Source organism: Hydrogenophaga sp. PBL-H3 (assembly GCF_010104355.1).
Classification (GTDB): Bacteria; Pseudomonadota; Gammaproteobacteria; order Burkholderiales; family Burkholderiaceae_C; genus Hydrogenophaga.
The window spans coordinates 1,549,488-1,574,940 of the sequence record NZ_CP044972.1 but is presented as its reverse complement, the minus strand read 5'-3'; the positions used below and the strand labels follow the sequence as shown (position 1 = coordinate 1,574,940).

The 25,453-nt window shown below is 66.6% G+C and carries 20 protein-coding genes; 12 read left to right on the top strand and 8 right to left on the bottom strand.

Annotation, left to right across the window (positions count from 1 at the left end; translation table 11 throughout):
* Position 1: 1 nt before the first annotated feature.
* The 7 genes from F9Z44_RS07535 to F9Z44_RS07505 are packed head-to-tail and all read left to right on the top strand — an operon-like array spanning position 2 to position 7,078.
* A complete protein-coding gene (locus tag F9Z44_RS07535) occupies positions 2-1,204 on the top strand; it encodes a glycosyltransferase family 4 protein (protein WP_159604888.1) in 1,203 nt (400 codons plus the stop codon).
* A complete protein-coding gene (locus F9Z44_RS07530) occupies positions 1,201-2,367 on the top strand; it encodes a glycosyltransferase (RefSeq protein WP_159604886.1) in 1,167 nt (388 codons plus the stop codon). Before F9Z44_RS07535 ends, F9Z44_RS07530 begins: the two co-directional genes overlap by 4 nt.
* The gene (locus tag F9Z44_RS07525) at positions 2,364-3,314 is read left to right on the top strand and encodes a class I SAM-dependent methyltransferase (RefSeq protein WP_159604884.1); all 951 of its coding nucleotides are present in this window, start codon (positions 2,364-2,366) and stop codon (positions 3,312-3,314) included. Before F9Z44_RS07530 ends, F9Z44_RS07525 begins: the two co-directional genes overlap by 4 nt.
* A complete protein-coding gene (locus F9Z44_RS07520; protein WP_159604882.1) occupies positions 3,311-3,871 on the top strand; it encodes a putative colanic acid biosynthesis acetyltransferase in 561 nt (186 codons plus the stop codon). The genes F9Z44_RS07525 and F9Z44_RS07520 overlap by 4 nt, the downstream gene beginning before the upstream one ends.
* Positions 3,868-4,719 carry a glycosyltransferase family 2 protein gene (locus F9Z44_RS07515; RefSeq protein ID WP_159604881.1) on the top strand — a complete coding sequence of 284 codons (852 nt, stop codon included), beginning with the start codon at positions 3,868-3,870 and terminating at the stop codon, positions 4,717-4,719. The genes F9Z44_RS07520 and F9Z44_RS07515 overlap by 4 nt, the downstream gene beginning before the upstream one ends.
* Entirely contained in the window at positions 4,716-5,954 is a 1,239-nt protein-coding gene (locus tag F9Z44_RS07510) for a glycosyltransferase WbuB (RefSeq protein ID WP_159604880.1), read from the top strand. The genes F9Z44_RS07515 and F9Z44_RS07510 overlap by 4 nt, the downstream gene beginning before the upstream one ends.
* Positions 5,951-7,078 (top strand): glycosyltransferase family 4 protein, encoded by a 1,128-nt coding sequence (locus tag F9Z44_RS07505; protein WP_159604879.1) that lies wholly within the window; start codon positions 5,951-5,953, stop codon positions 7,076-7,078. Before F9Z44_RS07510 ends, F9Z44_RS07505 begins: the two co-directional genes overlap by 4 nt.
* A gap of 87 nt (positions 7,079-7,165) precedes the next feature.
* Here the strand turns inward: F9Z44_RS07505 and F9Z44_RS07500 are convergent, their stop codons facing one another.
* Positions 7,166-8,074, bottom strand: a complete 909-nt coding sequence (locus F9Z44_RS07500) for a trypsin-like serine peptidase (RefSeq protein ID WP_159604878.1) — start codon at positions 8,072-8,074, stop codon at positions 7,166-7,168.
* Positions 8,075-8,258: 184 nt separating this feature from the next.
* On the opposite strand from F9Z44_RS07500, the gene F9Z44_RS07495 reads away from it, so the two are divergent.
* Positions 8,259-8,921 carry a PEP-CTERM sorting domain-containing protein gene (locus F9Z44_RS07495; protein ID WP_159604877.1) on the top strand — a complete coding sequence of 221 codons (663 nt, stop codon included), beginning with the start codon at positions 8,259-8,261 and terminating at the stop codon, positions 8,919-8,921.
* A gap of 23 nt (positions 8,922-8,944) precedes the next feature.
* Here F9Z44_RS07495 and F9Z44_RS07490 read toward each other — a convergent pair whose 3' ends face one another.
* From F9Z44_RS07490 to F9Z44_RS07475, 4 genes are all read right to left on the bottom strand, one after another.
* A complete protein-coding gene (locus F9Z44_RS07490; RefSeq protein ID WP_159604876.1) occupies positions 8,945-9,712 on the bottom strand; it encodes a PEP-CTERM sorting domain-containing protein in 768 nt (255 codons plus the stop codon).
* A 36-nt stretch (positions 9,713-9,748) separates the two neighbouring features.
* Entirely contained in the window at positions 9,749-12,151 is a 2,403-nt protein-coding gene (locus F9Z44_RS23135; RefSeq protein ID WP_159604875.1) for a 5'-nucleotidase C-terminal domain-containing protein, read from the bottom strand.
* A 58-nt stretch (positions 12,152-12,209) separates the two neighbouring features.
* Positions 12,210-15,371: an ExeM/NucH family extracellular endonuclease gene (locus F9Z44_RS07480; RefSeq protein WP_238407293.1), complete on the bottom strand. Its 3,162-nt coding sequence runs from the start codon at positions 15,369-15,371 to the stop codon at positions 12,210-12,212.
* Positions 15,372-15,663: 292 nt separating this feature from the next.
* The gene (locus F9Z44_RS07475; RefSeq protein WP_159604873.1) at positions 15,664-15,897 is read right to left on the bottom strand and encodes a hypothetical protein; all 234 of its coding nucleotides are present in this window, start codon (positions 15,895-15,897) and stop codon (positions 15,664-15,666) included.
* A gap of 308 nt (positions 15,898-16,205) precedes the next feature.
* Between F9Z44_RS07475 and mutS the strand changes: the two genes are divergently transcribed.
* The 4 genes from mutS to F9Z44_RS07455 all read left to right on the top strand — a co-directional run bounded on the left by mutS (position 16,206) and on the right by F9Z44_RS07455 (position 22,555).
* Positions 16,206-18,854 carry a DNA mismatch repair protein MutS gene (gene mutS, locus F9Z44_RS07470; protein WP_159604872.1) on the top strand — a complete coding sequence of 883 codons (2,649 nt, stop codon included), beginning with the start codon at positions 16,206-16,208 and terminating at the stop codon, positions 18,852-18,854.
* The gene (locus F9Z44_RS07465) at positions 18,851-19,678 is read left to right on the top strand and encodes a proteasome-type protease (protein WP_159604871.1); all 828 of its coding nucleotides are present in this window, start codon (positions 18,851-18,853) and stop codon (positions 19,676-19,678) included. Before mutS ends, F9Z44_RS07465 begins: the two co-directional genes overlap by 4 nt.
* A gap of 2 nt (positions 19,679-19,680) precedes the next feature.
* Positions 19,681-20,535 (top strand): alpha/beta fold hydrolase, encoded by an 855-nt coding sequence (locus F9Z44_RS07460; RefSeq protein ID WP_159604869.1) that lies wholly within the window; start codon positions 19,681-19,683, stop codon positions 20,533-20,535.
* 178 nt (positions 20,536-20,713) lie between these two features.
* Entirely contained in the window at positions 20,714-22,555 is a 1,842-nt protein-coding gene (locus tag F9Z44_RS07455) for a PAS domain-containing protein (RefSeq protein ID WP_159604867.1), read from the top strand.
* Positions 22,556-22,562: 7 nt separating this feature from the next.
* Here the strand turns inward: F9Z44_RS07455 and F9Z44_RS07450 are convergent, their stop codons facing one another.
* The 3 genes from F9Z44_RS07450 to F9Z44_RS07440 form a co-directional block, all read right to left on the bottom strand.
* On the bottom strand, positions 22,563-23,393 hold the full coding sequence (locus F9Z44_RS07450) for an undecaprenyl-diphosphate phosphatase (RefSeq protein ID WP_159604865.1): 831 nt from the start codon (positions 23,391-23,393) through the stop codon (positions 22,563-22,565).
* 92 nt (positions 23,394-23,485) lie between these two features.
* On the bottom strand, positions 23,486-24,718 hold the full coding sequence (locus F9Z44_RS07445; RefSeq protein ID WP_159604863.1) for an ABC transporter permease: 1,233 nt from the start codon (positions 24,716-24,718) through the stop codon (positions 23,486-23,488).
* On the bottom strand, positions 24,715-25,437 hold the full coding sequence (locus tag F9Z44_RS07440) for an ABC transporter ATP-binding protein (protein ID WP_274382148.1): 723 nt from the start codon (positions 25,435-25,437) through the stop codon (positions 24,715-24,717). The genes F9Z44_RS07445 and F9Z44_RS07440 overlap by 4 nt, the downstream gene beginning before the upstream one ends.
* Positions 25,438-25,453: the final 16 nt, after the last annotated feature.

The window sequence follows — 25,453 nt, the reverse complement described above, 5'->3', positions numbered from 1 at the left end:
CATGCGCATCGTGCTGTTCACCCACCCTCCCTTCATGGCCTCGCAGAGCATGCCGCGCTTTGCGCGCATGCTGCAACTCGCCTACCAGGAGCGTGGCCACGAGGTGCACCTGTGGGCACCTCGTCCGCTGGTGCACCGCTGTGTGCCGGCCGGGCGCCTGTCCAAGTGGGCGGGCTACATCGACCAGTACCTGCTGTTCCCGCTGTGGGTGCGGCGAGCGATGGCGCGCCAACCGGCCGACACCTTGTTCGTCATGGCCGATCAAGCCCTGGGGCCCTGGGTTCCGCTCGTCAAGCACCGCCCGCACGTGGTGCATGTGCACGACCTGCTGGCCCTGCGCTCGGCGCTGGGCGAGGTGCCCCAGAACCCGACCGGCTTCACGGGGCGCGTCTACCAGCGCTACATCCGGTGGGGCTTCGCACAGGCACGCCATTTCATCTGCATTTCGCAGCGCACCCGCAGCGATCTGGAGCGTGTGGGCGGTGTGGCTCCAGACAGCGCCGAGGTGGTCTACAACGGCCTCAACCAGCGCTTTGCACCCACGCCCCCTGCCCGGGCCCGCTCCTTGTTGCGGGCGGCCGGCATGCCCGTGCCCGACGATGGCCTGCTGCTGCATGTGAGCGGAAACCAGTGGTACAAAAACGTGACCGGCATCCTGCGCATCTACGCGCGGTATGCCGCCGGCCAGGCCTATCCGCTGCCGTTGTGGCTGGTCGGTGTGCCGCAAACCGAGGCGGTGCGCGCCGCGCTGGCCAGCGTGCCGCCCCAGGGCAAGGTGCACTTTCTCTACGGCATCGACCATGCGCTCCTGCAGGCCGCGTACTCGCTGGCCAGGGCCTTCCTGTTCCCCAGTCTGGCCGAAGGGTTTGGCTGGCCGATCGTGGAAGCCCAGGCCTGTGGTTGCCCGGTGATCACCACCGACGACTCGCCCATGAACGAAATCGGCGGCCCGCACACGGTGTACCTCCCCCTGCTCGGCCCCGATGACGACCGCAAGGCGTGGGCAGCCCAAGGCGCGGACGCACTGAACACCCTGCTGAACGAGTCGGCACAAGCCGCCAGCGAGCGGGCAGCGGCCTGCGTGGCCTGGTCCCGCCGCTTCGATGCGGACCATGCCATCGAGCAGTACCTGCAGGTGTACCAGCGTGTGCTTGCCAGCCACCACCCTTCCACCGAGCGGGCCCTGGCCCGGAGTCCTTCATGAAGATCCTGCACGTCATCTCGTCGGCCAACCCGGCGGGCGGTGGCCCCATCGAAGGTGTGCGCAACCTCGGGCAGCGCATGCTGGAACTCGGCCACACCTCCGAGCTGGTGACGATGGACGACCCGGCCGCACCCTGGGTGCAGAAGCATCCGCAACCCGTGCACGCGCTGGGCCCCGTGAGCACCAACTACGGCCTGAACCGGCGCCTGCTGCCGTGGCTCAGGCTGCACGCCACACACTACGACTTCGTCATCGTCAACGGCATCTGGCAATACCACAGCTTTGCCACATGGCGCGCCCTGACAGGGCTCAAACGCCCCTATGCGGTGTTCACGCACGGCATGCTCGATCCCTGGTTCAAGCGCACCTACCCGCTCAAGCACCTGAAAAAATGGCTGTACTGGCCATGGGCGGAGTACCGCGTTCTGCGCGACGCCTCGGCGGTGCTGTTCACCTGCGAAGACGAACGCCTGCTCGCTCGCGAATCGTTCTGGCTCTACCGGGCGCGCGAGCAGGTGGTGACCTACGGCACACGCCCACCGCCCAACGACAAGGCGGCGCTGGCCGCGCGCTTCTTTGCCGAATACCCCGCACTGCAAGGCAAGCGCGTGTTGCTCTTTCTGAGCCGCATCCAGGAGAAGAAGGGCTGCGACCTGCTGATCAGTGCCTTTGCCGACGTGGCCAGGCAGACACCGGACCTGCAACTCGTGATGGCCGGCCCCGACCAGAGCGGCTGGATGGCGGCCTTGAAGGCCCAGGCCGCGCAACTCGGCGTGGCAGACCGCATCCACTGGCCCGGCATGCTGCAGGGAGACATCAAATGGGGCGCTTTCCACGCCGCCGAGGCCTTCGTGCTGCCCTCGCACCAGGAGAACTTCGGCATCGCCGTGGCCGAAGCCCTGGGCTGCGGCCTGCCGGTGCTGATCTCCAACAAGGTGAACATCTGGCGCGAGATCGACAACGCCGGCGCTGGCCTGGTGGCGGATGACACGGTTGAGGGTACGCGCTCGCTGCTGACCCGGTGGCTGGCGCTGGAGCCAGCAGCGCGCGCAGACATGTCGCGGGCAGCCAGTCAACTGTTCAACAACCGGTTCACGGTGAGCGCCATGGCCGCCAGTCTGCTGCGCGTGATCGATCCCATCAACGCGAAGAGCGTTCCATGAGCAAGGCAAGCCACTCGGTGGGCCACATCGGCTCTGCGCTGGACTGGAGCTGGGAGAACCTGCAGTTCCTGCGCATGCGGATGCAAGGACTGAAGAACAAAGAGGCGGAGCTTGGCGGGCTGCTGGGCGAACTCGATGGTTACCGCTCACTCTATGAATCTCTGACGGGTCGCTCCTTCCAGCAGGCCTCCATTTTCGAGGTGGGTTACGGGGCGCGCCCTCTGCGCTTGCTCGCGCTCAGCTCCCTGGGCCTGAACGCCCGCGGCATCGATCTCGACGCGCCCTCGCTCGAAGGTTCTCTGCATGAACTGTGGCGCATCCTCAAGACCAACGGATGGCTGCGTTTCATCAAGAGCATGGTTCGCACCACCGTATTTGACGCCCACGAACGTCGCGCGCTGGACCGCACACTGGCACGCCGTGGCGCTCGGCTTCGTGTTCTGCCTGACCGGTTTCTGGTGGGAGACGTCGCCGACGTGGCATTGGCGCCCGCATCGCTGGACTTCATCTACTCCGAGGACGTGTTCGAACACATCCCGCGCGAGGCGCTGGACCGCGTGTGCGCCAGCCTGGCGCAGGCGCTCGCGCCTCAGGGCGTAGCCCTGATTTCGCCCGCCGTTTTCACCGGTATCGGGGGCGGTCACCTGGTCGAGTGGTACCCCGACACACTGGGCCGCGACATTGATCGCCGCTCCGAGCCCTGGGAACATTTGCGGCAGCGGCGCTACACGCCCGATTGTTTTCTCAACGAGATGCGGCTGTACGAATACCAGCGTCTGTTTGAGCGCCATTTCACTGTGGAGGCAGTGCACAACCTTCAGGCGGGCCATGGCCACGCCTTTCTGACCGAAGAGGTTCGTGAGGACCTGAACGACTACAGCATGGAGGAGTTGCTCGGAGACAAGTGGCGCTTCGTGCTGCGCACGAAACGGGAGGAGCCCGCGTGATCATCGAGAACAACGATCCGTTCACGCAGCCCTCGTTTTCACTGGGCAACCGGCTGGCTCGCCTGGCCTGGGGCGGCGTGTGGCTGCTGTTGTTTCGCACCAGTCCCCGCCCGCTGCACGCATGGCGGTGCTTCTTGCTGCGCTCGTTCGGTGCGGTCCTCGGGCAGGACGTGCACATCTACCCTGCCGTTCGCATCTGGGCGCCCTGGCAACTCACGCTGGGCAACCGCGTGGGTGTGGCCGATGGGGTGACGCTCTACAACATGGCGCCGCTGACCGTGGGAGACGGCTGCGTGATCTCGCAAGGCGCCCACCTGTGCGGTGGCTCGCACGATGTCGACTCACCCAACTTCCAGCTGGTGGCCCGCCCGATCACGCTGGGCGACAACGTGTGGATCTGCGCCGACGCTTTCGTGGGCCTGGGCGTGCGGATCGCACCGGGCTGCGTGGTCGGTGCCCGCTCCGTGGTGATGAAGGACATCAACGAACCGTGGACGGTGTGGGCGGGCCACCCGGCCCAGCGCAAGCGAGAGCGTCGACAAGGGAGCCAGCCATGATTCCGATTTCCGTCCTGATCCTGACCAGGAACGAACAGCAGGACCTGCCAGGCTGCCTGGAGAGTGTTGCGTGGTCTGACGACGTGCAAGTTCTGGACTCTTTCAGCACCGACGCGACTGTGTCCATTGCCGAGGCCGCTGGCGCGCGTGTGACGCAGCGGGCGTTTGATGGCTATGCAAGCCAGCGAAACGCTGGCTTGCGCATGCCTTTCAAACACGCCTGGGTTTTGACCGTGGATGCGGACGAACGCGTCCCTGCCGCGCTGCAGCAGGAGATGCATGCCTTTGTGGCCGCAGCAGAACCGCATGTCGCTGCAGCGCGCATGCGTCGGCGCGACATCTGGTGGGGTGTCTGGCTTCGCCGCTCCCAGATTTCGCCGCTCTATGTGCGCCTGGTCCGCCCGGACCGTGTGCACTACGAACGCGAGATCAACGAGGTGCTGGTGGCCGACGGTCCCATCGCGGATCTTCGCCAGCCTTTTGACCACTATCCGTTCTCGAAGGGGCTGGACCACTGGCTGAGCAAGCACAACACCTACTCGCGCATGGAAGCCGAATTGATTCTCTCCAGGTCCATCGCCAAGCCGTCATGGCGAACAGCCCTGGTTGGTTCCGACTTCAACGAGCGGCGGGTGCATCAGAAGGCCATCTTCTACCGATTGCCCGCCCGCCCGCTGATCAAGCTGGTGTACATGCTGGTGTGGCGGCGGGGGCTGCTGGATGGTGTGGCAGGCATCCGGTACGCCATCCTGCAGTCGATCTACGAATACATGATCGTGCTCAAGGTGAAAGAGCGCGAGCTCCAACTGGCGCAGGGGGCGACAACTGCAGCGCCGCAGCAGCCATGAAGATCCTGATCCACAGCGCCAACTTCGCACCCGAGCCCACCGGCATCGGCAAGTACTCGGGCGAGATGGCCGAGTGGCTGGCTGCGCAGGGCCACGAGGTTCGCGTGGTGGCCGCGCCGCCCTACTACCCCGCGTGGAAGCTCGACGAGAAATACCGTTGGCCGCCCTGGCGCCACGAGGTGTGGCGCGGCGTGCGGGTGTGGCGCGCACCGCTGTGGGTGCCGCGCAAGCCCGGTGGTCTCAAGCGGGTGCTGCACCTGTGCACCTTTGCCCTGTCGTCGCTGCCGGTGATGCTGCGCCAGGTGGTGTGGCGGCCCGACGTGGTGCTCACCGTGGCACCGGCACTGGTGTGCGCCCCCGCGGGCTGGCTCACCGCCCGCCTTGCCGGGGCCCAGGCCTGGCTGCATGTGCAGGACTTCGAGGTCGACGTGGCGCTGCAGATGGGCCTGCTCAAGGGGGCGCTGCTGGGCCGAGCCATTCGCGCGGCCGAATCGGTGTTGCTCAAACGCTTCGATGTCGTCTCCACCATTTCGCAGCGCATGCGCCAGCACCTGGTGCGCAAGGGCGTTGCGCCCGAGCGCACGCACCTCTTCGTGAACTGGGCGGACGTGGACCGCATCAAGCCCCTGACCCAGCCCAGCAGCTACCGCACCGAGCTGGGCCTGGCGCCCAGCACGCGCGTGGCCCTGTTCTCCGGCACGCTCAGCGCCAAGCAGGGACTGATGGTGATTCCGCAGGCCGCGCGCCTGCTCGCCCACCGCCACGACGTGCTCTTTGTGGTGTGCGGCAACGGGCCCATGCAGCCCGAACTGGAGCAGGCCGCCCGGACACTGCCCAACCTGCGCCTGCTGCCGCTGCAGCCGCTGGAACGCCTGGGAGATCTGCTCGGGCTGGCCGATGTCCATCTGCTGCCCCAGAGCCAGGAAGCCGAGGATCTGGTGCTGCCCTCCAAACTGACCGGCATGCTGGCCAGTGGCCGGCCGGTGGTGGCCACCTGCCGCGCCGACACCGAGCTGGCCACCGTGGTGCGGCAGTTCGGTCGCGTGGTCGAGCCGGGCGATGCCGCCGCGCTGGCCCAGGCCATTTCCGAGCTGTGGACCGACCCGGAACTGCGGCAAACGCTGGGCACACAGGCACGGGCGCACGCCATGCAACACCTCACGCGCGACGGCGTTCTGCAGGCCCTGGTGGACCGCATGCAGACACCCTCGCTTCAGACCCAGGCCAGCACATGAACAGCACCGCGCAACCCATTCCATTTCCGCCCCCGGGCGACATCGTCATCTTCCAGCCCGAGTTCGTGGAGTTCGGGGGAGAAGAACGGGTGATCCTGTCGTTGTCCGAAGGCTTGCACGCGCAGGGCAAACCACACAGCGTGCTGTGCTACCACGACCGCATTGGCCTGGAACGGCATGCGCAGCTGCCGCTGCGCGTGCACCAGCTGCGTCCTGGCCCACGTGCGGCCGAGCGCGTGCGCAGCCTGCGCGCGGCGCTGCAACGCATCGAGTCAGAGCAAAGCCCGGTGCCCGTGCTGTTCAACATCCAGGCCGCGCTGCACGCCGGACTGGGTGGCGCGCAGCGCTACCACCTGCGCATACCGGACACCTACCGACTGCTGTCACAGGCCGCACCGATGGCGCCCTGGCATCCGGGGCGCTTGAAGACGGGTTTGCGCGACTGGGCCACGGGGCGTGGCGTGCGCCGCGCCCGCGAGCTGCTGACCAACACCCGCGCGCTGGCCGACGAGATGCAGACGCTGTATGGCCGCCGTGCCGATGTGGTGTACCTGGGGGGCCAGGGCGACATCGCGCAGCAGGCGCCCACGCGGGCAGCGAGTCCGGTGGAGCTGCTCAGCGTGTCGCGGCTGCAGACCAGCAAGCGCATCGACTGGATCCTGCGTGCGCTGGCCGCGCTCAAGGACGACGCTGCCATGCCGCACTGGCAGCTGCATGTGGCGGGCACGGGCCCGGAACGGGACACCTTGCCCGAACTGGCACAAGCGCTCGGCCTCGGGGATCGCGTGCAGTTCCATGGCTTCGTGAGCGACGAGCAACTGGCGCTGCTGTACCAGCGCTCGCACGTGTTCCTGATGCCCGCGCTGCAGGGCTATGGCTTGCCCGCACTGGAGGCGCTGTACCGCCACAGCGCGGTGGTGATGAGCGAAGAATCCGGCGCCGCCGAGGTGCTGCGCGGCACGCCCTGGGTCACCGTGGCGCAGCCCGGTGAGCCGGCCTTCGCCACGGCATTGCGCGAGACGCTCCTGCGCGTGACGCAGCCCGGCTTCCATGCGCAGCCATTGCCGCCGCTGCCCACCATGCAGGCCTGGTCGCGCGAGCTGATCGACAGGCTGGGCTGGTAACTCCTTCCTCCGCAGGCAGGTGGACCACCCATGGTGCCGCCTGTCAGCGCTAGAGAAACCAGCGTCGGTTCGCAGCCGGCAACCCCCTCACGGGGCGCGCCCACCCGGCACCGGTGGCACCCGCTCCAGTTCGCCACGGATCCATTCCAGCTGCTCGCCCAGCACCACACCCCCACCACCCGTGCCGGCCACGCGTGCACCGCCGGCAGCACCGAAGCTGATGTTGAAGGTGTTGACGCCGGCGAGGTACCACCGGCCATCGACGCGCACAAAGGCCGCGCTGCCCGAGTCGCCGTTGGCCAGGGTCGCCTCCCGCTCAGCGCCCAGGGTGCCGTTGGCGGGCACGGCGGGGCCCAGGCGGTTGCTGGCGAGGTCGGGTCCATCGAAGTCGAACAGGTAGGTGGCCGGGCGTCCCAGAAAATCGGGGAACACCACGTCGGCGCGGTTCTCGCCGGTGGTGAAGAGCGTGGTGCTGCCGCCGTGGCTCACCAGGGTGAGGACGCGTCCCAGCACCGGCCCGGTGAACACGCGTGCGACCGGCATCGCTGATGGTGCCGGTGTGGCCAGCCGCACGATGGCCAGGTCGGCGTGCACGGAGGGGTCGCCCGGGCTGTTGTGGGCGCTGCTGCCGGTGTAGCCCGGGTGCACTTGCACCGAGGTGCCGGCGCTTGAAAAGCCGTCGGCGGCCGCGCTGCGAAAGCGGATGTTCGCCGGGTTTGCGCCTGCCACCACATGAGCCGCCGTGATCACATGCTGCCGACCGATCAGGGTGGCGCTGAACAGCCGCCCACCCACGTCCAGGCTGCCAACGGCGGCCCAGGCGGGGTCGGTGGGTTCTTCGCTCGGGCCGGCGCCGCCGGTGAGCGCCCGGGCAGCGCCCACGCCCAAGCAGACGCACGCGCAAACCCAACGCCGCAGCCACGCCTGGCCGGCGCGCACACGCTCCGCCCGTCGACCCGCTGCCCACCCACGCGCATCACCATCCAATCGGACCATGTCAGCACCCTCACCCAACGTGAAACGAACAAACAACCGCATCGGCCTCCCCGCAAAATTGGAGGCTCGTGGCTGACTCACGTGGTGACCATACCCAGGCTGGTGTGTCTTTGCTAGCGCGTGTCAGTCTTTCATTTGTTGGCACCGACCCGCTGCAATGCCGGGTCGATGAAAGGTGAACACCATGTTCCGTCTGAAAACCCTCTGCCGGGCCCTGTGTCTGGCCACCGGCCTGATCGTCTCGGCCGGCGCCGCCACCGCGGCAACTCCGCTGTCCGCCATCGGTGGCACCGCCACCCAGCTGCTCGGTTCCGCCGTTGCGTTCAACCCCGACTGGTTCGACGATGCATCGTCGTTCGCCCGCCGCAGCGCCAGCAGCTTCGACCTGAGCTCGATGCTCATGGGCGCTTCCCTGCTGCTCACGCAGCCGGCCAACGTCACATACACGCTGGTGGGGTTTGAAGCCGGCTTCAACAACGCCTTCGTGTCGGGCGGCGAACAACTGAACAACCGTGGCGGCTCGACGTCCCGGCTCGGCACGTCGATGAGCTTCAGCCATGTCACGGCATCGCCGCTGGACTTCGGTTTCCTGTCCAACGGAAGCGGCGCACTGTTCGGCAATGGCAACTCGCGCACGGGCCTGGTGATGTCCAACGACGGGCAGAGCGCGCTCATCCTGTTCAACGACTTGTACTCGGGCGACCGCGATTTCGACGACATGGTGATCCGCGTGTCGATTTCGGCGGTGCCCGAGCCCGAGATGCTGGGCATGCTGCTGGCCGGCTTGTGCCTGGTGGCAGCAGGTGCACGGCGTCGTGTGAAGCGCATGGACTTGTTGGCGGTTTGAAGTGATGCGGGCGGCAGGTCCGGTCAGGCCGCCGTCACGCCACCATTTTTCTGGCGACGGCGGATGTAGCCACCCATGAGTCCGAGGCCGGCCAGCATCAGCGCATAGGTCTCGGGTTCGGGCACGGCACTCACGCTCACGTTGTCGATGCGCAGTTCGCTGGTGCCCAGGTAGTCACCGATGTCGGCCACACCGATAACGATCGACACCGCGCCGTCGTTGGCGGCGGTGTAGGTGTAGCTGTTCTGGGTGAACACCCAGTTGGCCACGCTGAAGTCGCCGAAGTTGCCGGTGAAGCTGCTGGCCAGCGGGCTGCTGGCGATGTTCACGAAGCTGACGACGGTGTCGTTGATGGCAACGAAGCCGAAGTCGGCATTGGACGTGTCGGACGACAGGAACGCCCAGTCGAACTTGACGGTGATCTGGTCCCCGGCGGTGGCCGTGAAATCCTGCCGCAGGGCTGACCCTTCGTAGGCAATGCCACCGATGTCCAGCGAGCCCACGGCCACGCCGGCGAGGTTGTTGGTGAAAGAGAAGTCCACCGCTGCCGTGCCCGAGTTGTTGTTGAAGCCGGCGCCCAGGGGCACGTCGTCCTCATAGTCGAGCGAGGCGGTGGACAGGATGGCGATCTTGCGGCCGCTGGTGGTCACCAGCACGTCGCCATCGGTCGACCAGCTGCTCAGGCCGGATTCGAAGCTGCCGTTTTGAAAAGTGGTGCTCTGGGCCATGGCCGAGGCGCTGGCCAGTGCCATCACGGCGGTGGCAGCCAGGCTGCGGGAGATCGATTTCATGGGGTGCCTTTGTTGGATGAGGAAAGATCAAGAAATTCAGGGAGCGATGGGGGCCAGCAGGTCTCGACCCGGCGCCATCTGCGCGGCGGTGAGACCCTTGAGCAGGACGAGCGGGCGCGCCACGGCGGGGCCAGCGGCGCCGTCGGTGTCGATGGACAGCTGCACGCCACCGATCACGTCAAGGAAGGTCACGTGTCCGCTGGCCACCCCGTTGCCCGCCACACCCAGGCTGCCCAGCAGCGGGGTGAGGTCGAGCTTGTCGGCGTAGGGCGTGAAGTCGGTGATGGTGTCGCCCGCATCGCGGGTGCTCGTGAAGCGGAAGATGTCTCCGCCGGCTCCACCCGTGAGCGTGTCGGCACCGGCGCCGCCGATGATGATGTCGTCCCCGGCGGTGCCCACCAGGGTGTCGCGGCCGGTGGTGCCGGTGCGCGTGACACCGGCCACAGCCTTGGCAACGGCCACGTCGATCAAGCGGCCGTGCAAGTCGAAGGCGTTTTCTTCGCCATACATGTTCGTGGTGATTTCGTCACCATCGGCCGGGCTCAGGCGCTGCAGGCCACCGGCGGCCTTGGGTGCCTTGATGAAACTGGCCAGCGCTTCCTGGTAGGTGATGGTGTTGACCGTGTTGTTGAACACCACGTTGTTGGCCGCGAAGGGGTAACCGTCGCCGCCGTTGGCGGTGAAGTCGATGGTGGCAAAGGAGAAGGCGCGCGGCGAGACCACGGCGCCGTTGTCCACCAGCACGGTGCCATCGTCCATGACGATGCGGCGGATGCGCTGGCCGGTGCCGACCTGCGCCGCAGCGGCACCAGTGCTCACGCGCGCCGGGCGGGTGGTGTCGTAGGTCACCTGAATTCCGGAGATCTGCGCGAAGCGGCCCTGGGCCGAGCCACCCGGCGTGGAGGCAGCCACCGAGTGCTCCATCAGGTCCTTGAGCTGCGCAGCGTTCATCACCGGCGCGGTTTTCACCAGGTTGGTGAAGGGCAACACGTTGAAAGTGTCACCGGTGGTCACATTGCCAGCTGCAGCGATGCTGGTGCGGATGCCGCCACCGTTCTGGATGGCCACCTCGGCGCCACCGGCAAAGCGCATGGCGTCGGCCACCAGGTTGCCCAGTCCGGTGTCTGCGTTGCGCACGCCCTCCGTGTATTCGCAGGGCAGCGGTGTGCAGGCCACGTGGGTGGGGCCGTTGAGCTTGGTGGCAGTGGTGCCGATGACCTGGGCGTTGAGCGCAGCAATGAAGCTGCCCACCGGGGTGATGACGGACGCCTGCAAGGCAGGGTCTCCGGCCACAGCGTCGGCATCCGCAGGCACGAAGGCTGGCACAGGGTTGCTGCCTGGCGGCTGAAAGCCGACGGTGTTGCCGCTGACGCGGATCATGCGGGTGGACAGCACGCCGGTGACGGCACCACTGGTGTCGTCCACATTGAGCCTGACCTCACCCACGTAGCGGTTGCCGAAGTGGCCGGTGACCATGGGCACGGCTTTGCCACCGAGGTCGTTGGCAAACACGGGGTGGGTGTTGTAGGTCGGTGCGACACCGCCGCTGATGACCAGATCATCCGAATCGCGCATCAGCTCATGACCGCCGCCGGAGATGACCATGTCCACGCCGGTGAGACCAGGGATCAGCACGTTGAGCTCGTTGGCCGAGTTCTGCAGGTGGCTCATGACGACGATGGCCGTCACGCCCAGGTTGTTGCGCAGGTCGTTGATCTCGGCCTGCACCAGCGGCAACAGGGCCTGCAGGTTCTGGAGCTCGCTGCTGCCCGCATTCCAGTTCTTCATGATCCCGGCAGGAGGCGACGAGATGCTGGGCAGCAACGGCGTGGTGACGCCGATGACACCGACCTTCTTGCCACCGGCGGTGGTGAGGATCTTGGAACCGCGCACTTTGCCCTGAGCAGCCAGGTTGGCGAACTCGGGGGTGACGCTGAAATCGAGATTGATCGAAATGTAGGTGGTGCCCGACACCTCGGCAAACCGGGCCGCCACCGGGCCGGTGTTGTCCAGATCGAACTCGTGGTTGCCGAAGGTGGTGGCGTCAATGCCGATGGCACGGTTGGCGATGGCGTCGTAGAAGTCTTGTCCACCATCGGGCGCGGCGGCGCCCAGGTTGTTGAAGCTGGCCGTGAGGCGCGGGCCGGGCAGGAACGAATCGCCTGCGTTGAGCACGATGGCGGTTCCGCCAGCGGCCTGGGCCGCAGCCTTGCGCGCCGCGATGATGCTGGCGAGGCGGTCCACGCCACCATAGAAGGAGATGGCCTGGCTCGGATCGTTGCGCAGGTTGCCCTGGGCAGACAGCAGCCAGGACTCCTGGTCACCGATGTGCAACACCGTGAGCTCTTCCGCCCAGGCGGCGCCGAAACCGGTGACGAGGGCCAATGACACCGCGAGGGTGCAGGCGTTGCGGCGCAGAGGACTGCGGTTGGCTTTCATGGGAGAGTGCTCCGTGGGAAGTTTGGGTCGGGATGGACTGAAGAACGAATGGGAAGCGTCAGAAACCGAAGTCGCGGGCCGCGTTGATCTGTGCGGCGGTCACGCCGGTGAGCGTGAGCAGTGGACGGGCCACGGCGGGTCCGGCGTTGCCGTCGGTGTCGATCTGCACGACCAGGCCGGCGCTGCTGTCGACCAGGCGCACGATGCCGTCGCCGATGGCGTTGCTGCCGGTGTAGCCAATGCCCTGCAGCAGCGCGCTGATGTCGATGCGATCGGTGCCCGGAGCGAAGTCGGTGATGCGGTCGGCGGCGTCGCGGGTGCTGGTGTAGACGAAGGTGTCGGCTCCGGCGTTGCCGGTGATCACGTCGGCGCCCGCGCCCCCGGTGATGCGGTCGTCACCGGCTGTGCCCACCAGCGTGTCGCGGCCGGTCGTGCCCTGCAAGGACTTCACCAGCGACAGACCCAGCAGCACAGCGTCGTGATCGGAGGAGCGGTACACCGTGGGGGTGTAGTAGTCGGGGCCGCAGGTGGCGCAGGCGGGCTGCTTGAATTCGAGGTTGTAGTCAATGATCGACGGCTCGTCTGCATTGATGTGCCAGTGCACCGCACCCGTGACCAGCGGGCTCAGGCTGGCGGTGGTCAGACCGTGGTCGAGGTAGCCCGCCTCACCGTCGAACACATAGGAGTAGCTGTCGGCGCCGCGAAGGGCGATCTCGTCCACCAGGCCCTGGGCCGCGAGTTCGAGGATCGGGTCTTCCTTGCCGTAGGCGTTGAGGTCGCCCACCACCACCACATCGGGATCGGTCACTTTCAAGGTGTCGATGAAGCTGCCCAGGGCACGGGCCTGGTCCACGCGGGTGGCGTTGAAGCAGCCCTGGCCATCGCCCGCATCCAGGTCGGCTGCGCTTGAACCGGTGGCGCAGTTCTTGGACTTGAAGTGGTTGACCACCACCGAGAAGCGTTCCCCGTTGGCAGCAGCGAAGGTCTGCGCCAGCGGCGGGCGGTTGTGCACCGGGTCGGTGTCGCTGCGGGCCTGGCCCACCACGCTGAGGCGGGCGGGTTTGTAGATCATGGCCACGCGGATGGCGTCGGTGCCGGCACCACCCACGGGCATGGCCACGGTGGCGTAGGCCCCGGCGCCGGCCACGGCGTTCAGGCCATTGACGAGATCCTGCGCGGCCGTGTTGCCGTTGTTCTCGATTTCCATCAGGCCCACCACGTCGGCGTTGAGTCCGAGGATGGCGGGGATGATCTTGTTGCGCTGGCGCTGGAACTCGGCTGCGCTGTCGGCGCCACGGCAGTCGGACCGGGTTCCGGTGGGGTAGCAGCTGGCGCCGGTCTGGTCGATGGTGGTGAAGTAGTTCAACACGTTGAAACTGCCCACACGCACATTGCCGCCCACCGATGGCGGTGCGGCCAGGCGCGGATTGGCGCGCGTGAACACGACGGGCTCGGTCGGGTGGATCTTGTAATCGCTCAGGCCGTCGGCGTTGTTGGTCGCCAGTCCGTAGTCGATGACACCGGTGATGCCGCCCGGCAGGGTGTCGCCCGCACGCAGCGTGTTGTCGGCACCCAGGTAGGGCGTGGGGTTGGGGTTCTGGAGACTGGTGCCGTCGTCCAGGATGATGCGGCGACGCGCGTTTTCGTCGGCCAGTGCGAGCGCTTCGACCGAACCGGCAGGGTGAACGTTCGTCGGCTTGATGAGGCGGCCCTCGGCGCCCAGGGTCACTTGCCCGTATCGGCCCTGGAAGAAGTTCTGCGCCGCCGTCAGGGGCGTCTGGATGTAGAGAAGCATGCCCTCGTAGCGCTCGAGTTCACCTTCGACCACCTCGGGCAAGGTGATGACGGTGGGGGAGATGCTGTTGCCGCTGGAGACCACGGCGATCACGGGCGAGGAGAGCTGCGTCACGGACTTGTACGCGGCGTTGGCTCCGGCGGGCGCAAACTCACCCACCTGGCCGCTCACGCGCACGTCCTGGCCCACGGTCACCGTGGGGGCGGAGTTGGTGAAGACGAAGATGCCATCGGAGGTGCCGGCATCGCCGTCGCCGTCCGGGTCCTGCATGTAGAAGCCGTTGTTGAGCACTTTGGTGACGATGCCTTGCGTCGAGACGCTCTGCCCCACACGCGGACTGATGTCGCCATTGCCCTGGATCTGGGGAATGCGCACGACCCCATTGACCGTGACGGTGAAGTCACAGGCCACCGATTGCAGCTCGTTGTTGGTGAAAGTGACCTGCACCGGGTAGCTGCCCGCGGAGGCGCTGCCGCTGACCAGCACGGAGGTTGTGGCCTGGGCACCGTCGGTGGTGGCCGGGTTCACAGTGCCCAGGGAGATGCCGGCCACCGCGGTGCTGGTCAGGCTGGCGCCATTGACCACGCTGTCGGGGTCGGTGGCGCTCAGGTTGAGCACGCCACCCACACCCGAGTTGAACACCGCAGGGGCCGGGCACGTGGCGGAGATCGGCAGGTTCACGCTGCCACCCAGCGGCGTGCCCGTGATGGCGATGTCGTCGATGCCGATCCATTCGTCAGAGCCCACAGCGTCGGTGGTGATGATGCGAACCTGCACTTCGGCCTGGTTGTCGGCGGTGGCCGGCAGCACCACCGACACCGGGAACACCGCACCCGTGAGGCTTGGCCCCTGGCTGGCATCGGCCACGAAACCGGCCGGCAGGTTGATGAAGTTGCCGCTGTTGCCCACGCGGTATTGCAGCGCCACGGGCTGGATGGCGTTGTCGGTGGCGCCGTCCACATCGCGCAGCACATAGCTCACCTGCACGGCCTGTTGCCCCGTCGTGTTGAGGTGGATGACGATGTGAGGGGCTCTGGCCGTGCCCGAGCCGGCCAGCGCCAGCGTCGGCTTGGCAATGGCGAACTCCGTCACGCCGCCGGTGGCGAAGGTGTTCGGGTTGCTCTGGTTGGCGTTGACGTCGACCACGGGCGCGCCGACCCCGAGGATGCTCTGGGGATCCACGCCCGTGGTGCTGGTCAGGCCGTCACCGCGGTACCCCACGATGCCGGCAACGCCGGCCCAGTCGTCGTTCGCCACGATGAGCCCGGCGTTGCTCCAGTCCTGGGCGAACGGCAGGGTTTGTGGAACCGAGTCGGCCCAGGCCGGCAAGGCCGACAACACGCCCAGGGCCACCAGGCAGGCACAGAGACGCTGGGGAGCCAGTGACAGGCGGGGTTCGGTTTTGCACGAGGTGGTCATGAGCATGGTTTCGTTGGGAGAGTTCGGAGGCGAGCGATGCAACGCCGATGTGCGTTGGATCATGCAGAGCGTCGATCACGGGATTGCGATCCCCTGCGCCGGGTTTACTGGTCCGAACGGATCACGGGTTCTCACCCGGTTGAACTTTCTGGCCGCCTTGACGACATGGCGCGCGCGTGCTTGCGTGCAGGCCTGCGATGGCTGCGCGCAAGCCCGAAGCAGCGCCTCGCGTCAAGGCGCTTCTTCGGGCCATCGGAAACGGTGGGGGGAGTTGATGCCCGTGGCGGGCCAATGCCGATTACGGCTGAGCGCGATCGGAGAACATGATCTCGCGCCGACCGCTCACGGTGACGCGCCCCAGCAGGCCGCCGTCCAGCGTGGGCGATTCCAGAAGCCAGATGCCTGGCTCAACCCCGAGCAGGGCGTCAATCGGTCGCTGTCCCGGGCAAACGCTGAGCGTGCCCATGAAGTGATCCCCGGCGGTGGGATGCAGCATCTCCAGATGCGCCAGCCGATGGTTGAAGATGTTCATGCAGGGTCCTGTGGCGAGATGCCGGAGGTTCAAGTCTGAACGGATTTGATTGCAGGGGCTTGACGGCGCTCGGCCCACGCGTGGGCCGAACGGCTGCGTGGCCCGCGAGGCAGCTGCCATCGAGGGCGGGTGGTGCTGCGAAAGGGGCATCCCATAAGATAGGGAACTGCACAAAAGCTGGGGCGCGCGACCCATCAGGCAGTTGCTCGAAGATCGGTGCCTGGATCAACGTTCACCCTGGACTTCGAATGCTGGAAAGTGATGGCACTTGATGGCAGACACCTCACAACAATTCATATAAGTCATTGATGCACAAGGAAACAGACCCTGGATCACAGGCGCCAGCAGGCCTGTCCGGGCACACGCCCATGATGCAGCAGTACTTCGGCCTGAAGGCCGGGTATCCGAACACGCTGCTGTTCTACCGCATGGGCGATTTTTACGAGCTGTTCTTCAGCGACGCCGAGAAGGCCGCGCGCCTGCTCGACATCACGCTCACCCAGCGCGGCCAGTCGGGTGGACAGCCGGTGGTGATGGCGGGTGTGCCGTTCCATTCGGTCGACACGTATCTGGCGCGCCTGATCAAGCTGGGCGAATCGGTGGCCATCTGCGAGCAGGTGGGCGACGTGGCCACGGCCAAGGGGCCGGTGGAGCGCAAGGTGGTGCGCGTGGTCACGCCCGGCACCTTGACCGACAGCGAGTTGCTGCCCGACAAGTCCGAAGCCTTGCTGATGGCCGTGCACCCCGGCGCGCGCACCGGCTGTGGCCTGGCCTGGATGTCGGTCACGCAGGGCATCGTGTTTCTCGCCCAGTGCGCCAGCGACGAACTCGCCGACTGGGTGGCGCGCGTCAACCCCGGCGAGCTGCTCTACAGCGCCGACACCTCCACCGCGTTTGAAAAGACCGTGCAGGCCCTGGCCAGCCAGACCAACGGACAGCGGCTGGTGGCGGTGCTGCGCCCGGCCTGGGCGTTTGACGCCGGCCTGGGCCAGCGCAAGCTGCTGGAGCAGTTGCAGACCGCGAGTCTCGCTGCCTGGGACGCACAAGACCTGATGGATGCCCACGCCGCCGCGTCCGCGCTGCTCAACTACGCCGAGCACACGCAGGGCCGCGCGCTCAGCCATGTGAAGAGCCTGCAGGTGGCGCGCAGCGACGAGCTGATCGACCTGCCGCAGAACACCCGCCGCAACCTCGAACTCACGCAGACCCTGCGCGGCGAGACCAGCCCCACGCTGTTGTCGCTGCTCGACGTGTGCTGCACCGGCATGGGCAGCCGCGCACTGCGCAGCTGGCTGCTCGAACCCCGGCGCGACCGCGCGCTGGCCTGTGCACGGCTGGCCGCCATCAGCACCCTGCGCGGCGGTCTGTGGCAGGGCCTGCGCGCTTCGCTCAAGGGCGCGAGCGACGTGGAGCGCATCACCGCGCGCACGGCCCTGCGCCAGGTCAAGCCGCGCGAGCTGGTGGGCCTGGGCCAGACGCTGGAGCGTGCGCAGCAACTCGCCCGCCAGCTGGGGCCGCAAGAGGCCGACGGCTTGCTGAACGGCATTGGCCAGCACCTCACGCCGCCAGAGGGTTGCGCCGATCTGCTGCGCAGCGCCCTGCTCGCCGAACCCGCCGCGCTGGTGCGCGACGGCGGCGTGATCGCCGACGGCTTCGACGCCGAACTCGACGAGCTGCGCGCCATCCAGAACAACTGCGACGGCTTCCTGATCGAGCTGGAACAGCGCGAGCGCGCGCGCACCGGCATCACCAACCTGCGCGTGCAGTTCAACAAGGTGCACGGCTTCTACATCGAGGTCACTCAGGGCCAGGCGTCCAAGGTGCCCGACGACTACCGCCGCCGCCAGACGCTGAAAAACGCCGAGCGTTTCATCACGCCCGAGCTCAAGGCGTTTGAGGACAAGGCACTCTCGGCGCAAGACCGGGCCCTGGCGCGCGAGAAGTGGCTGTACGAGCAGTTGCTCGACCAATTGCAGGCCTTCATTGCTCCGCTCACCCAGCTGGCACGCGCCATGGCCGCGCTGGACGCGCTGTGTGCCCTGGCCGAGCGCTCGCTCACGCTGAACTGGTCCGCGCCGCAGTTCGTGCCCGAGCCCTGCATCGACATCCGGGGCGGGCGCCACCCGGTGGTGGAAGCGCGGCTGAATGAGACCAGTGGCGGCAGCTTCATTGCCAACGACACGGTGCTCGGCCCCAAGCAGCGCATGCAGGTGATCACCGGCCCCAACATGGGCGGCAAGAGCACATACATGCGGCAGGTGGCGGTGATCGTGCTGCTGGCCAGCGTGGGCAGCTTTGTGCCGGCAGTCTCCTGCCGGCTCGGGCCGATCGACGCCATCCACACCCGCATCGGCGCGGCCGACGACCTGGCCAACGCGCAGTCCACCTTCATGGTGGAAATGACCGAGGCGGCTCAGATATTGCACGCCGCCACACCCGAGAGCCTCGTGCTCATGGACGAGATCGGCCGCGGCACCTCCACCTTTGACGGCCTGGCGCTGGCCGGCGGCATCGCCACGCACCTGCACGACAAGTCGCGCGCCTTCACGCTGTTCGCCACCCACTATTTCGAACTCACCGAGTTCCCGGCTGGTCACCACGCCGCGGTGAACGTGCACGTGAGCGCAGTGGAAGCCGGGGGCAAGGCCGGCGGCATCGTGTTCCTGCACCAGATCGAGCCTGGCCCGGCCAGCCGCAGCTACGGCATCCAGGTCGCGCGCCTGGCCGGCGTGCCAGCTGGCGTGGTGCAGCACGCGCGCCACGCGCTGGCCGCGCTGGAGGCCCAAAGCGAGGAAAGCCGCAGCCAGGTCGATCTGTTCGCCCCGCCACCTGCGACACTGGAGGCCGAGACCCACCCGCTGCAGACCGCGCTGGAGCAGATCGACCCCGACACCCTGAGCCCGCGCGAAGCGCTGGAGCAGCTCTATTCCCTGAAAAAACTCATCGCCTCAACATGACTTACTGCGTCGCTGTCAAGCTCAACGCCGGCATGGTCTTTCTCTCTGACTCGCGCACCAACGCGGGCCTGGACCAGATCAGCACCTTCCGCAAAATGATCGTCTACGAAAAGCCGGGCGACCGCTTCATGTGCCTGCTCTCGGCCGGCAACCTCAGCGTATCGCAGTCGGTGCGCGAGATCCTGCAGGTCGAGCAGCTCGAAGACGTGGATGGCGGAGAACCCATCACGATCTGGAATGCCAGGAGCATGTTTGACGCCGCGCGTGTGCTGGGCGCGGCCGTGCGCCATGTGTACGAACGCGACGGCGAATCGCTGCAGCGCGCAGGCGTCGAATTCAACGTCTCCATGATTTTTGGTGGCCAGATCCAGGGCGAGGGCATGCGCCTGTTCCAGGTCTATTCGGCCGGCAACTTCATTGAAGCCACGTCCGAGACGCCGTTCTTCCAGGTCGGTGAATCCAAGTACGGCAAACCCGTGCTCGACCGCGTGATCGCTCCCGAGACACCACTGGACGAGGCTGCCAAGTGCGTGCTGGTGTCGATGGACTCCACGCTGAAATCCAACCTCTCGGTGGGTCTGCCGCTGGACCTGGTGGTGTACGAAGCCAACCAGCTGAGGTCGGACAAGATCACCTGCATCGACAACGACAACCCCTACTTCCGCATGCTGCACAACACCTGGGGCCAGAAGCTGCGCGAAGTGTTCGACAGCATCGAGGACCCGACCTGGGACGGTGCGCACACCGAAGTCCCGCTGCTGTGCAGCAGTGCGCGCAGCCAGCCGCTCAAAAAGATCACCAACGCCAAAGAAAAGCTCATCTGAGCATGTCGTTGATCATCTTCTCGCACGCCAACAGCTTCCCCGCCAGCACCTACCGCGTCCTCTTCAAATCCCTGCGTGCCCGCGGGCACGCTGTGCGCGCGGTGGAGAAATTCGGGCACGACCCGAAGTACCCGGTCACCAGCAACTGGCCGCACCTGGTGCAGCAGCTCGCCGACTTCGCCGCGCCCGAGATCGAGGCGCACGGCAGCGGCGCCTGGCTGGTGGGGCATTCGCTGGGGGGTTTCCTCAGCCTGATGTGCGCTGCGCGCCACCCCCGGCTGGGCGGTCATGCGGTGCGCGGCGTGCTGCTGATCGACTCGCCCGTGCTCGGTGGCTGGCGCGCCCGCACACTGGAGTTGATCAAGCGCGCCCAGCTGGTGGGATCGGTGTCGCCCGGCAAGATCAGCCGCAAGCGGCGCCACACCTGGCCCGACGCCGACGCGGCACAAGCGCATTTCGCCAGCAAAAAGGCTTTTGCCGCCTGGGAGCCGCAGGTGCTGCAGGACTACATAGCGCACGGCACGCACGACGCCACCGATGCGCATGGCCAGAGGCAGCGCGCGCTGGACTTCGACCGGGACGTGGAGACCGCGATCTACAACACCCTGCCCCACAACCTCGACCGCCTGCTGCGCCGCCATCCGCTGGCCTGCCCGGTGGGCTTCATCGGCGGCACCCATTCGCTGGAGATGAAACAGGTCGGCATGGCCATGACCCACCGGCTGGTGGGCCGCGATCACCCCGAGCGCCTGACCATGATCGAGGGCAGCCACCTGTTCCCGATGGAGCAGCCACTGGAAACCGCCAACGCCATCGACAAGCTGCTGGCCGTCCTGTCGGCTCCGTCACACCGCTGACGCCACCCAAGGGCAGACCCCATGGGTCTTGGGCATCAGGCTCCGGTATAACGGCAGTGCGCATAACATTCGAACACAAAGCGTTGCAATCGTGCCCCTGACACCCCTCTCACCTGAAGGCTCCCTGCCACGGCGGCTCTGGTGGCGGTATGTCAATTGGCAACCCGAGCAACACAGCATGGCCATCCGCCTGGTGGTGGCCCTGCTGATCACCGCTTTTGCGACCTGGATCCGCGTGGCGCTGGCCCCGGCCGAATCGGGTGGGCGTTTCATCACCTTGTCCCTGGCCGCGGCCTTGTCGGCCTTGTACGGCGGCTTTCGGGTCGGCATGTTCAGCACCGTGGTGGGCATGCTGTTCATCAATTACCTGCTGGTCAAGCCCTACTTCAGCTTTGCGATCGAGAATCCGGTCGAGGCGTTCTGGCTCAACACCTGGCACCTGATCACGCAGCTGGTCGTGGTCGGCTCCATCTCGTTCATGCAGCAGCAAAACCAGCGCCTGCGGCAGGCCACGACGGACATCCAGCTGGGAGCCAAACAGCTGGAGGACACCTTCGAGCACAGCTCCACCGGCATGGCGCACAGCCACATCGACGGGCGCTGGATCCGGGTCAACCAGACCTATTGCGACCTGATCGGCTACACCAAGGCGGAGATCCAGGCACTCAGCTTCCGCGACTTCACCCACCCCGACGATCTGCGGCTCGATGAGGACCAGCTGGCGCGAACGCTCAAGGGCGACATCGCCAGCTACAACATCGAGAAGCGCTACATCCACAAACAGGGCCAGGCGGTCTGGGTGCACCTCACGCTCTCGCTGGTGCGCGAGCCCGGCGGGCAGCCCGACTATCTGATCGCCGTGGTGCAGGACATCACCGCATCCAAGGCCACCGAACAGGCCCTGCGCACCAGCGAACAACTGCTGCGCCAGGCCAACCAGCTCGCGGGGCTGGCCAGCTGGCACGCCGACGTGGCCACCCGCCGGTTCGTGACCTTGTCAGGATCGCACGAAGTGCTTGATCTGCCGTCTGCCGAGTTCTCCGATGACGAGCTGCTGGCACTCACGCACCCCGATGACCGGGCCATGGTCCTGAAACACTGGGCGATGGCGGTCAAGGGTCTGGCCGACTACGACATCGAATACCGCCTGATCATTCGCGGGGACCACCGGTGGTTCTCGGTGCGCGCCGAGTTCGATCGCGATGCGCAAGGGCGTGCCGTGCGTGCCCTGGGCGTCACCCAGGACATCACCGAACGCAAGCGCCACGAGATGCAGATCCAGCAGCTCAATGCCTCGCTGGAGCAGCGCATCGAAGAACGCACGCGCGCCCTGAAAGCCGCCTACGACGAGCTGGAGAGCTACTCCTACGCCGTGGCCCACGACCTGCGCTCGCCGCTGCGCATCATCAACGGCTTCGCCCAGGCGCTGCAGGAAGACAACCCGGAGTGGGCCGGTGAGAGCAGGTCCCACTTGGAACGCATCATGGGTGCGAGCAAGAAGATGGGTGAGCTCATCGACGGCCTGCTCACGCTCTCGCAGTTCTCGCGCGGCGACCTGCAGCGCAAGCCGGTCAACCTGAGCACCATCGCCACCCGTCTGCTGGAGGAGTTTTCGAGCACCGACCCCCAGCGCCAGGTGCGCTGGGAGGTGGAGCCCGGGCTCAACGCCATGGCCGATCCACCCCTGGTGGAAGCGCTCTTGCAGAACCTGCTGCACAACGCCTGGAAGTACTCCGCGCAGACGCCCCAGGCCGTGATCCGGGTGTACGCGCAGGTGGAAAAAGGACAGACGCGGTTTTGTGTGAGCGACAACGGCGCGGGTTTCGACATGGCCCGGGCCAACAAGCTGTTCCAGCCGTTTCAGCGCCTGCACATGCCCCACGAGTTCGCGGGCCTGGGCATCGGGCTGGCCACTTCACTGCGCATCGTGCAGCGCCACGGCGGAGGCATGGCCGCCACCGCCGAACCCGGCAAGGGCGCCACGTTCTGCTTCAGTCTCTACGCGCCACTGGCCGCGTAGCCACGCATCAGGCCACCCAGTCGACCCAGCCCATCGCCGCGGTCAGCAGGATCAGCGCACCAAAGGCAATGCGGTACCAGGCAAACGGCGCAAAGGTGTTGCTGGCCACGAAACGCAGCAACCAGCGCACGCAGATCCAGGCCGAGAGCCACGAGAAGAACAGCCCGACCGCGAAGAGCGGGATGTCGGCCGTGCTCAGCAGGGCCCGGCTTTTGTAGAGGTCGTAGGCCGCCGCGCCGAAGAGCACCGGAATCGCCAGGAAAAAACTGAACTCGGTGGCGGCCTTGCGGCTGAAACCCAGCAGCAGGCCACCAATGATGGTGGCACCCGAACGGCTCACGCCAGGCACCAGCGCGGCGCACTGCACCAGCCCCACCTTGAGCGCATCGGTCCAGCGCACGTCGTCCACCGACTCGATGCGCGGCGCCACGCCCCGCTCCTGGCGCCGCTCGGCCCACAGGATCACCACCCCGCCCACGATGAAGCCCAGGGCCACCACCAGCGGGTTGAACAGCACGCTCTTGATGACGCCGATGAACAGGAAGCCCAGCAAGGCGGCGGGGAAAAAACCCACCAGCACATTGAGCGTGAAGCGCTGCGCCAGCTGCTCGCGCGGCAAGCCCACCAGGGTCTCCCACAGCTTGCCCGCGTAGAGCGAGACGATGGCCATCATCGCGCCGGTCTGGATCACCACTTCGAAGAGCTTGATCTTCTCGCCCGGCATGTTCAGCAGCGAGGCCGCCAGGATGAGGTGCCCGGTGGAGGACACCGGAATGAACTCGGTGAGGCCTTCCACCACGCCCATGATGGCGGCCTTGATCAACAACACAAAATCCATGGCGAAGGGTTCTCAGGTGGTGCGCAGGCCCACCGAGGGCCCAACGAGCAGGCCGGTATCGTACCTGCTGGCCGGGTCCGCAACGGGCATGCTCACTCGTGGCGCAGCGCCTGGATCGGCAGCAGTTCCGAGGCCCGTTTTGCCGGGTAGAAACCAAAGAACACGCCCACCAGTGCCGAGAAACCCGCCGCCAGCACGATGGAGTCGATCGTCATGCTGACCTGCCAGCCCGCGAACTGGCCGACCGCCCAGGTGGCGATGGCGCCCAGCAGCACGCCGATGGCGCCACCGATCAGGCTCAGCGTGACGGCCTCGATCAGGAACTGCGTGAGGATGTCGCGCCCACGCGCGCCCACTGCCATGCGCAGGCCGATCTCGCGGGTGCGCTCGGTCACGCTCACCAGCATGATGTTCATGATGCCGATGCCGCCCACGAGCAGGCTCACGCCGGCCACAGCCGACAGCAGCAACGTCATGGTGCGGCTGGAGGCCTCCTGTGCCTGCAGCATTTCGGTGAGGTTGCGCACCCTGAAAGGCTCGTCTGCTCCCGGCTGCACCCGCATGCGCTGCAACAGCAGTTCGCGGATGTTGTCCTCGGCCACTTTCATGTCGTTGCCATCGCGCACCTTGACCGAAATGCTCGCCACACGCTTCACGCGCCCAGCGGCGTCGCCCTGAATGCGGTTTCGAAAGGTGTTCAGCGGCACGATGGCGATGTCGTCCTGGTCCGAGCCCCAGGAGTTCTGACCCTTGAGTGCAAGCACCCCGATCACGGTCACGGGCACATTGCGCAGCCGGATCACCTGATCCACCGGGTCCTGGTCGCCGAACAGTTCGCGCGCCACCGTCTGCCCCAGGATCACGACCTTGGCCGCACCCTGCGCCTCGGCCACTTCAAACAGGCGGCCGCTGGCCAAGGGCCAATCGCGCGCTTCCAGGTAGTCGTTGGTGGCACCAAAAACCGGTGTGCTCCAGTTGGTGCCGCCGTAGACCGCCTGAACGGTGGCACGTGAGCTCGGCGCGGCCACCTGCACCTCAGGCACTTCCAGCGCAATGGCCTGGGCGTCGACCTCGGTCAATGCCTGACTGCTCTGGGCGCCCTGGCGCACACCGCCGCTGTTGGAGCTGCCGGGCAACACCAGCATCACGTTGGCCCCGAGCACTTTCATGTGCTCCTGCACACGCTCGGTGGCGCCTTGGCCGATCGCGATCATGGTGATGACGGCGGCCACACCGATGATGATGCCGAGCATGGTCAACAAACTGCGCAGCGGATTGGCCCGCAACGCACGCCACGCACTGCGCATGGCAGCCAGTGTGTTCATGCGTGAGCTCCTTGCGCACGGCGTCCGGGCTGCACAGCGTCCTCAACCACCTGTCCATCGCGAAACACCAGCCTGCGCCGCGCCCAGGCCGCCACGTCGTGCTCGTGCGTGACCAGCACCACGGTGATGCCCTGCGCATTGAGCTCGGTCAGCAGCCCCATGATGTCCTCGCTCGTGCGCGTGTCCAGTGCGCCGGTGGGTTCATCGGCCAAGATCAGCTGGGGCAGGTTGACGAGAGCGCGGGCGATGGCCACGCGTTGCTGCTGACCACCCGACAGTTCGGCGGGCGTGTGATCGCCGCGCTCGCCCAGGCCCACGCGCTGGAGCGCTTCGCGAGCGCGCCGGTGGCGCTCTTCGTTGGAAACGCCCGCGTAAACCATGGGCAACTCCACATTCTCCTGGGCGCTGGTGCGTGGCAACAGGTTGAACTGCTGAAACACAAACCCGATGCGGCGGTTGCGCACAGCCGCCAGCGCATCCGCACTCATGGTCTGCACCGCCTCGCCCGCCAGCCGGTATTCGCCACCATCGGGGAGGTCCAGGCAACCCAGGATGTTCATCAGCGTGGACTTGCCCGATCCGGATGCACCCATGATCGCAACGAACTCCCCCGCTTCGATGGTCAGGGACACACCGGCCAGGGCGTGCACCGTCTGATCACCCATGGTGTAGGCCTTCGTCAAGCCCTTGGTTTCGATCAGCGCCATGGGGTGGTTCATGTCGGTGTCTGCTGGC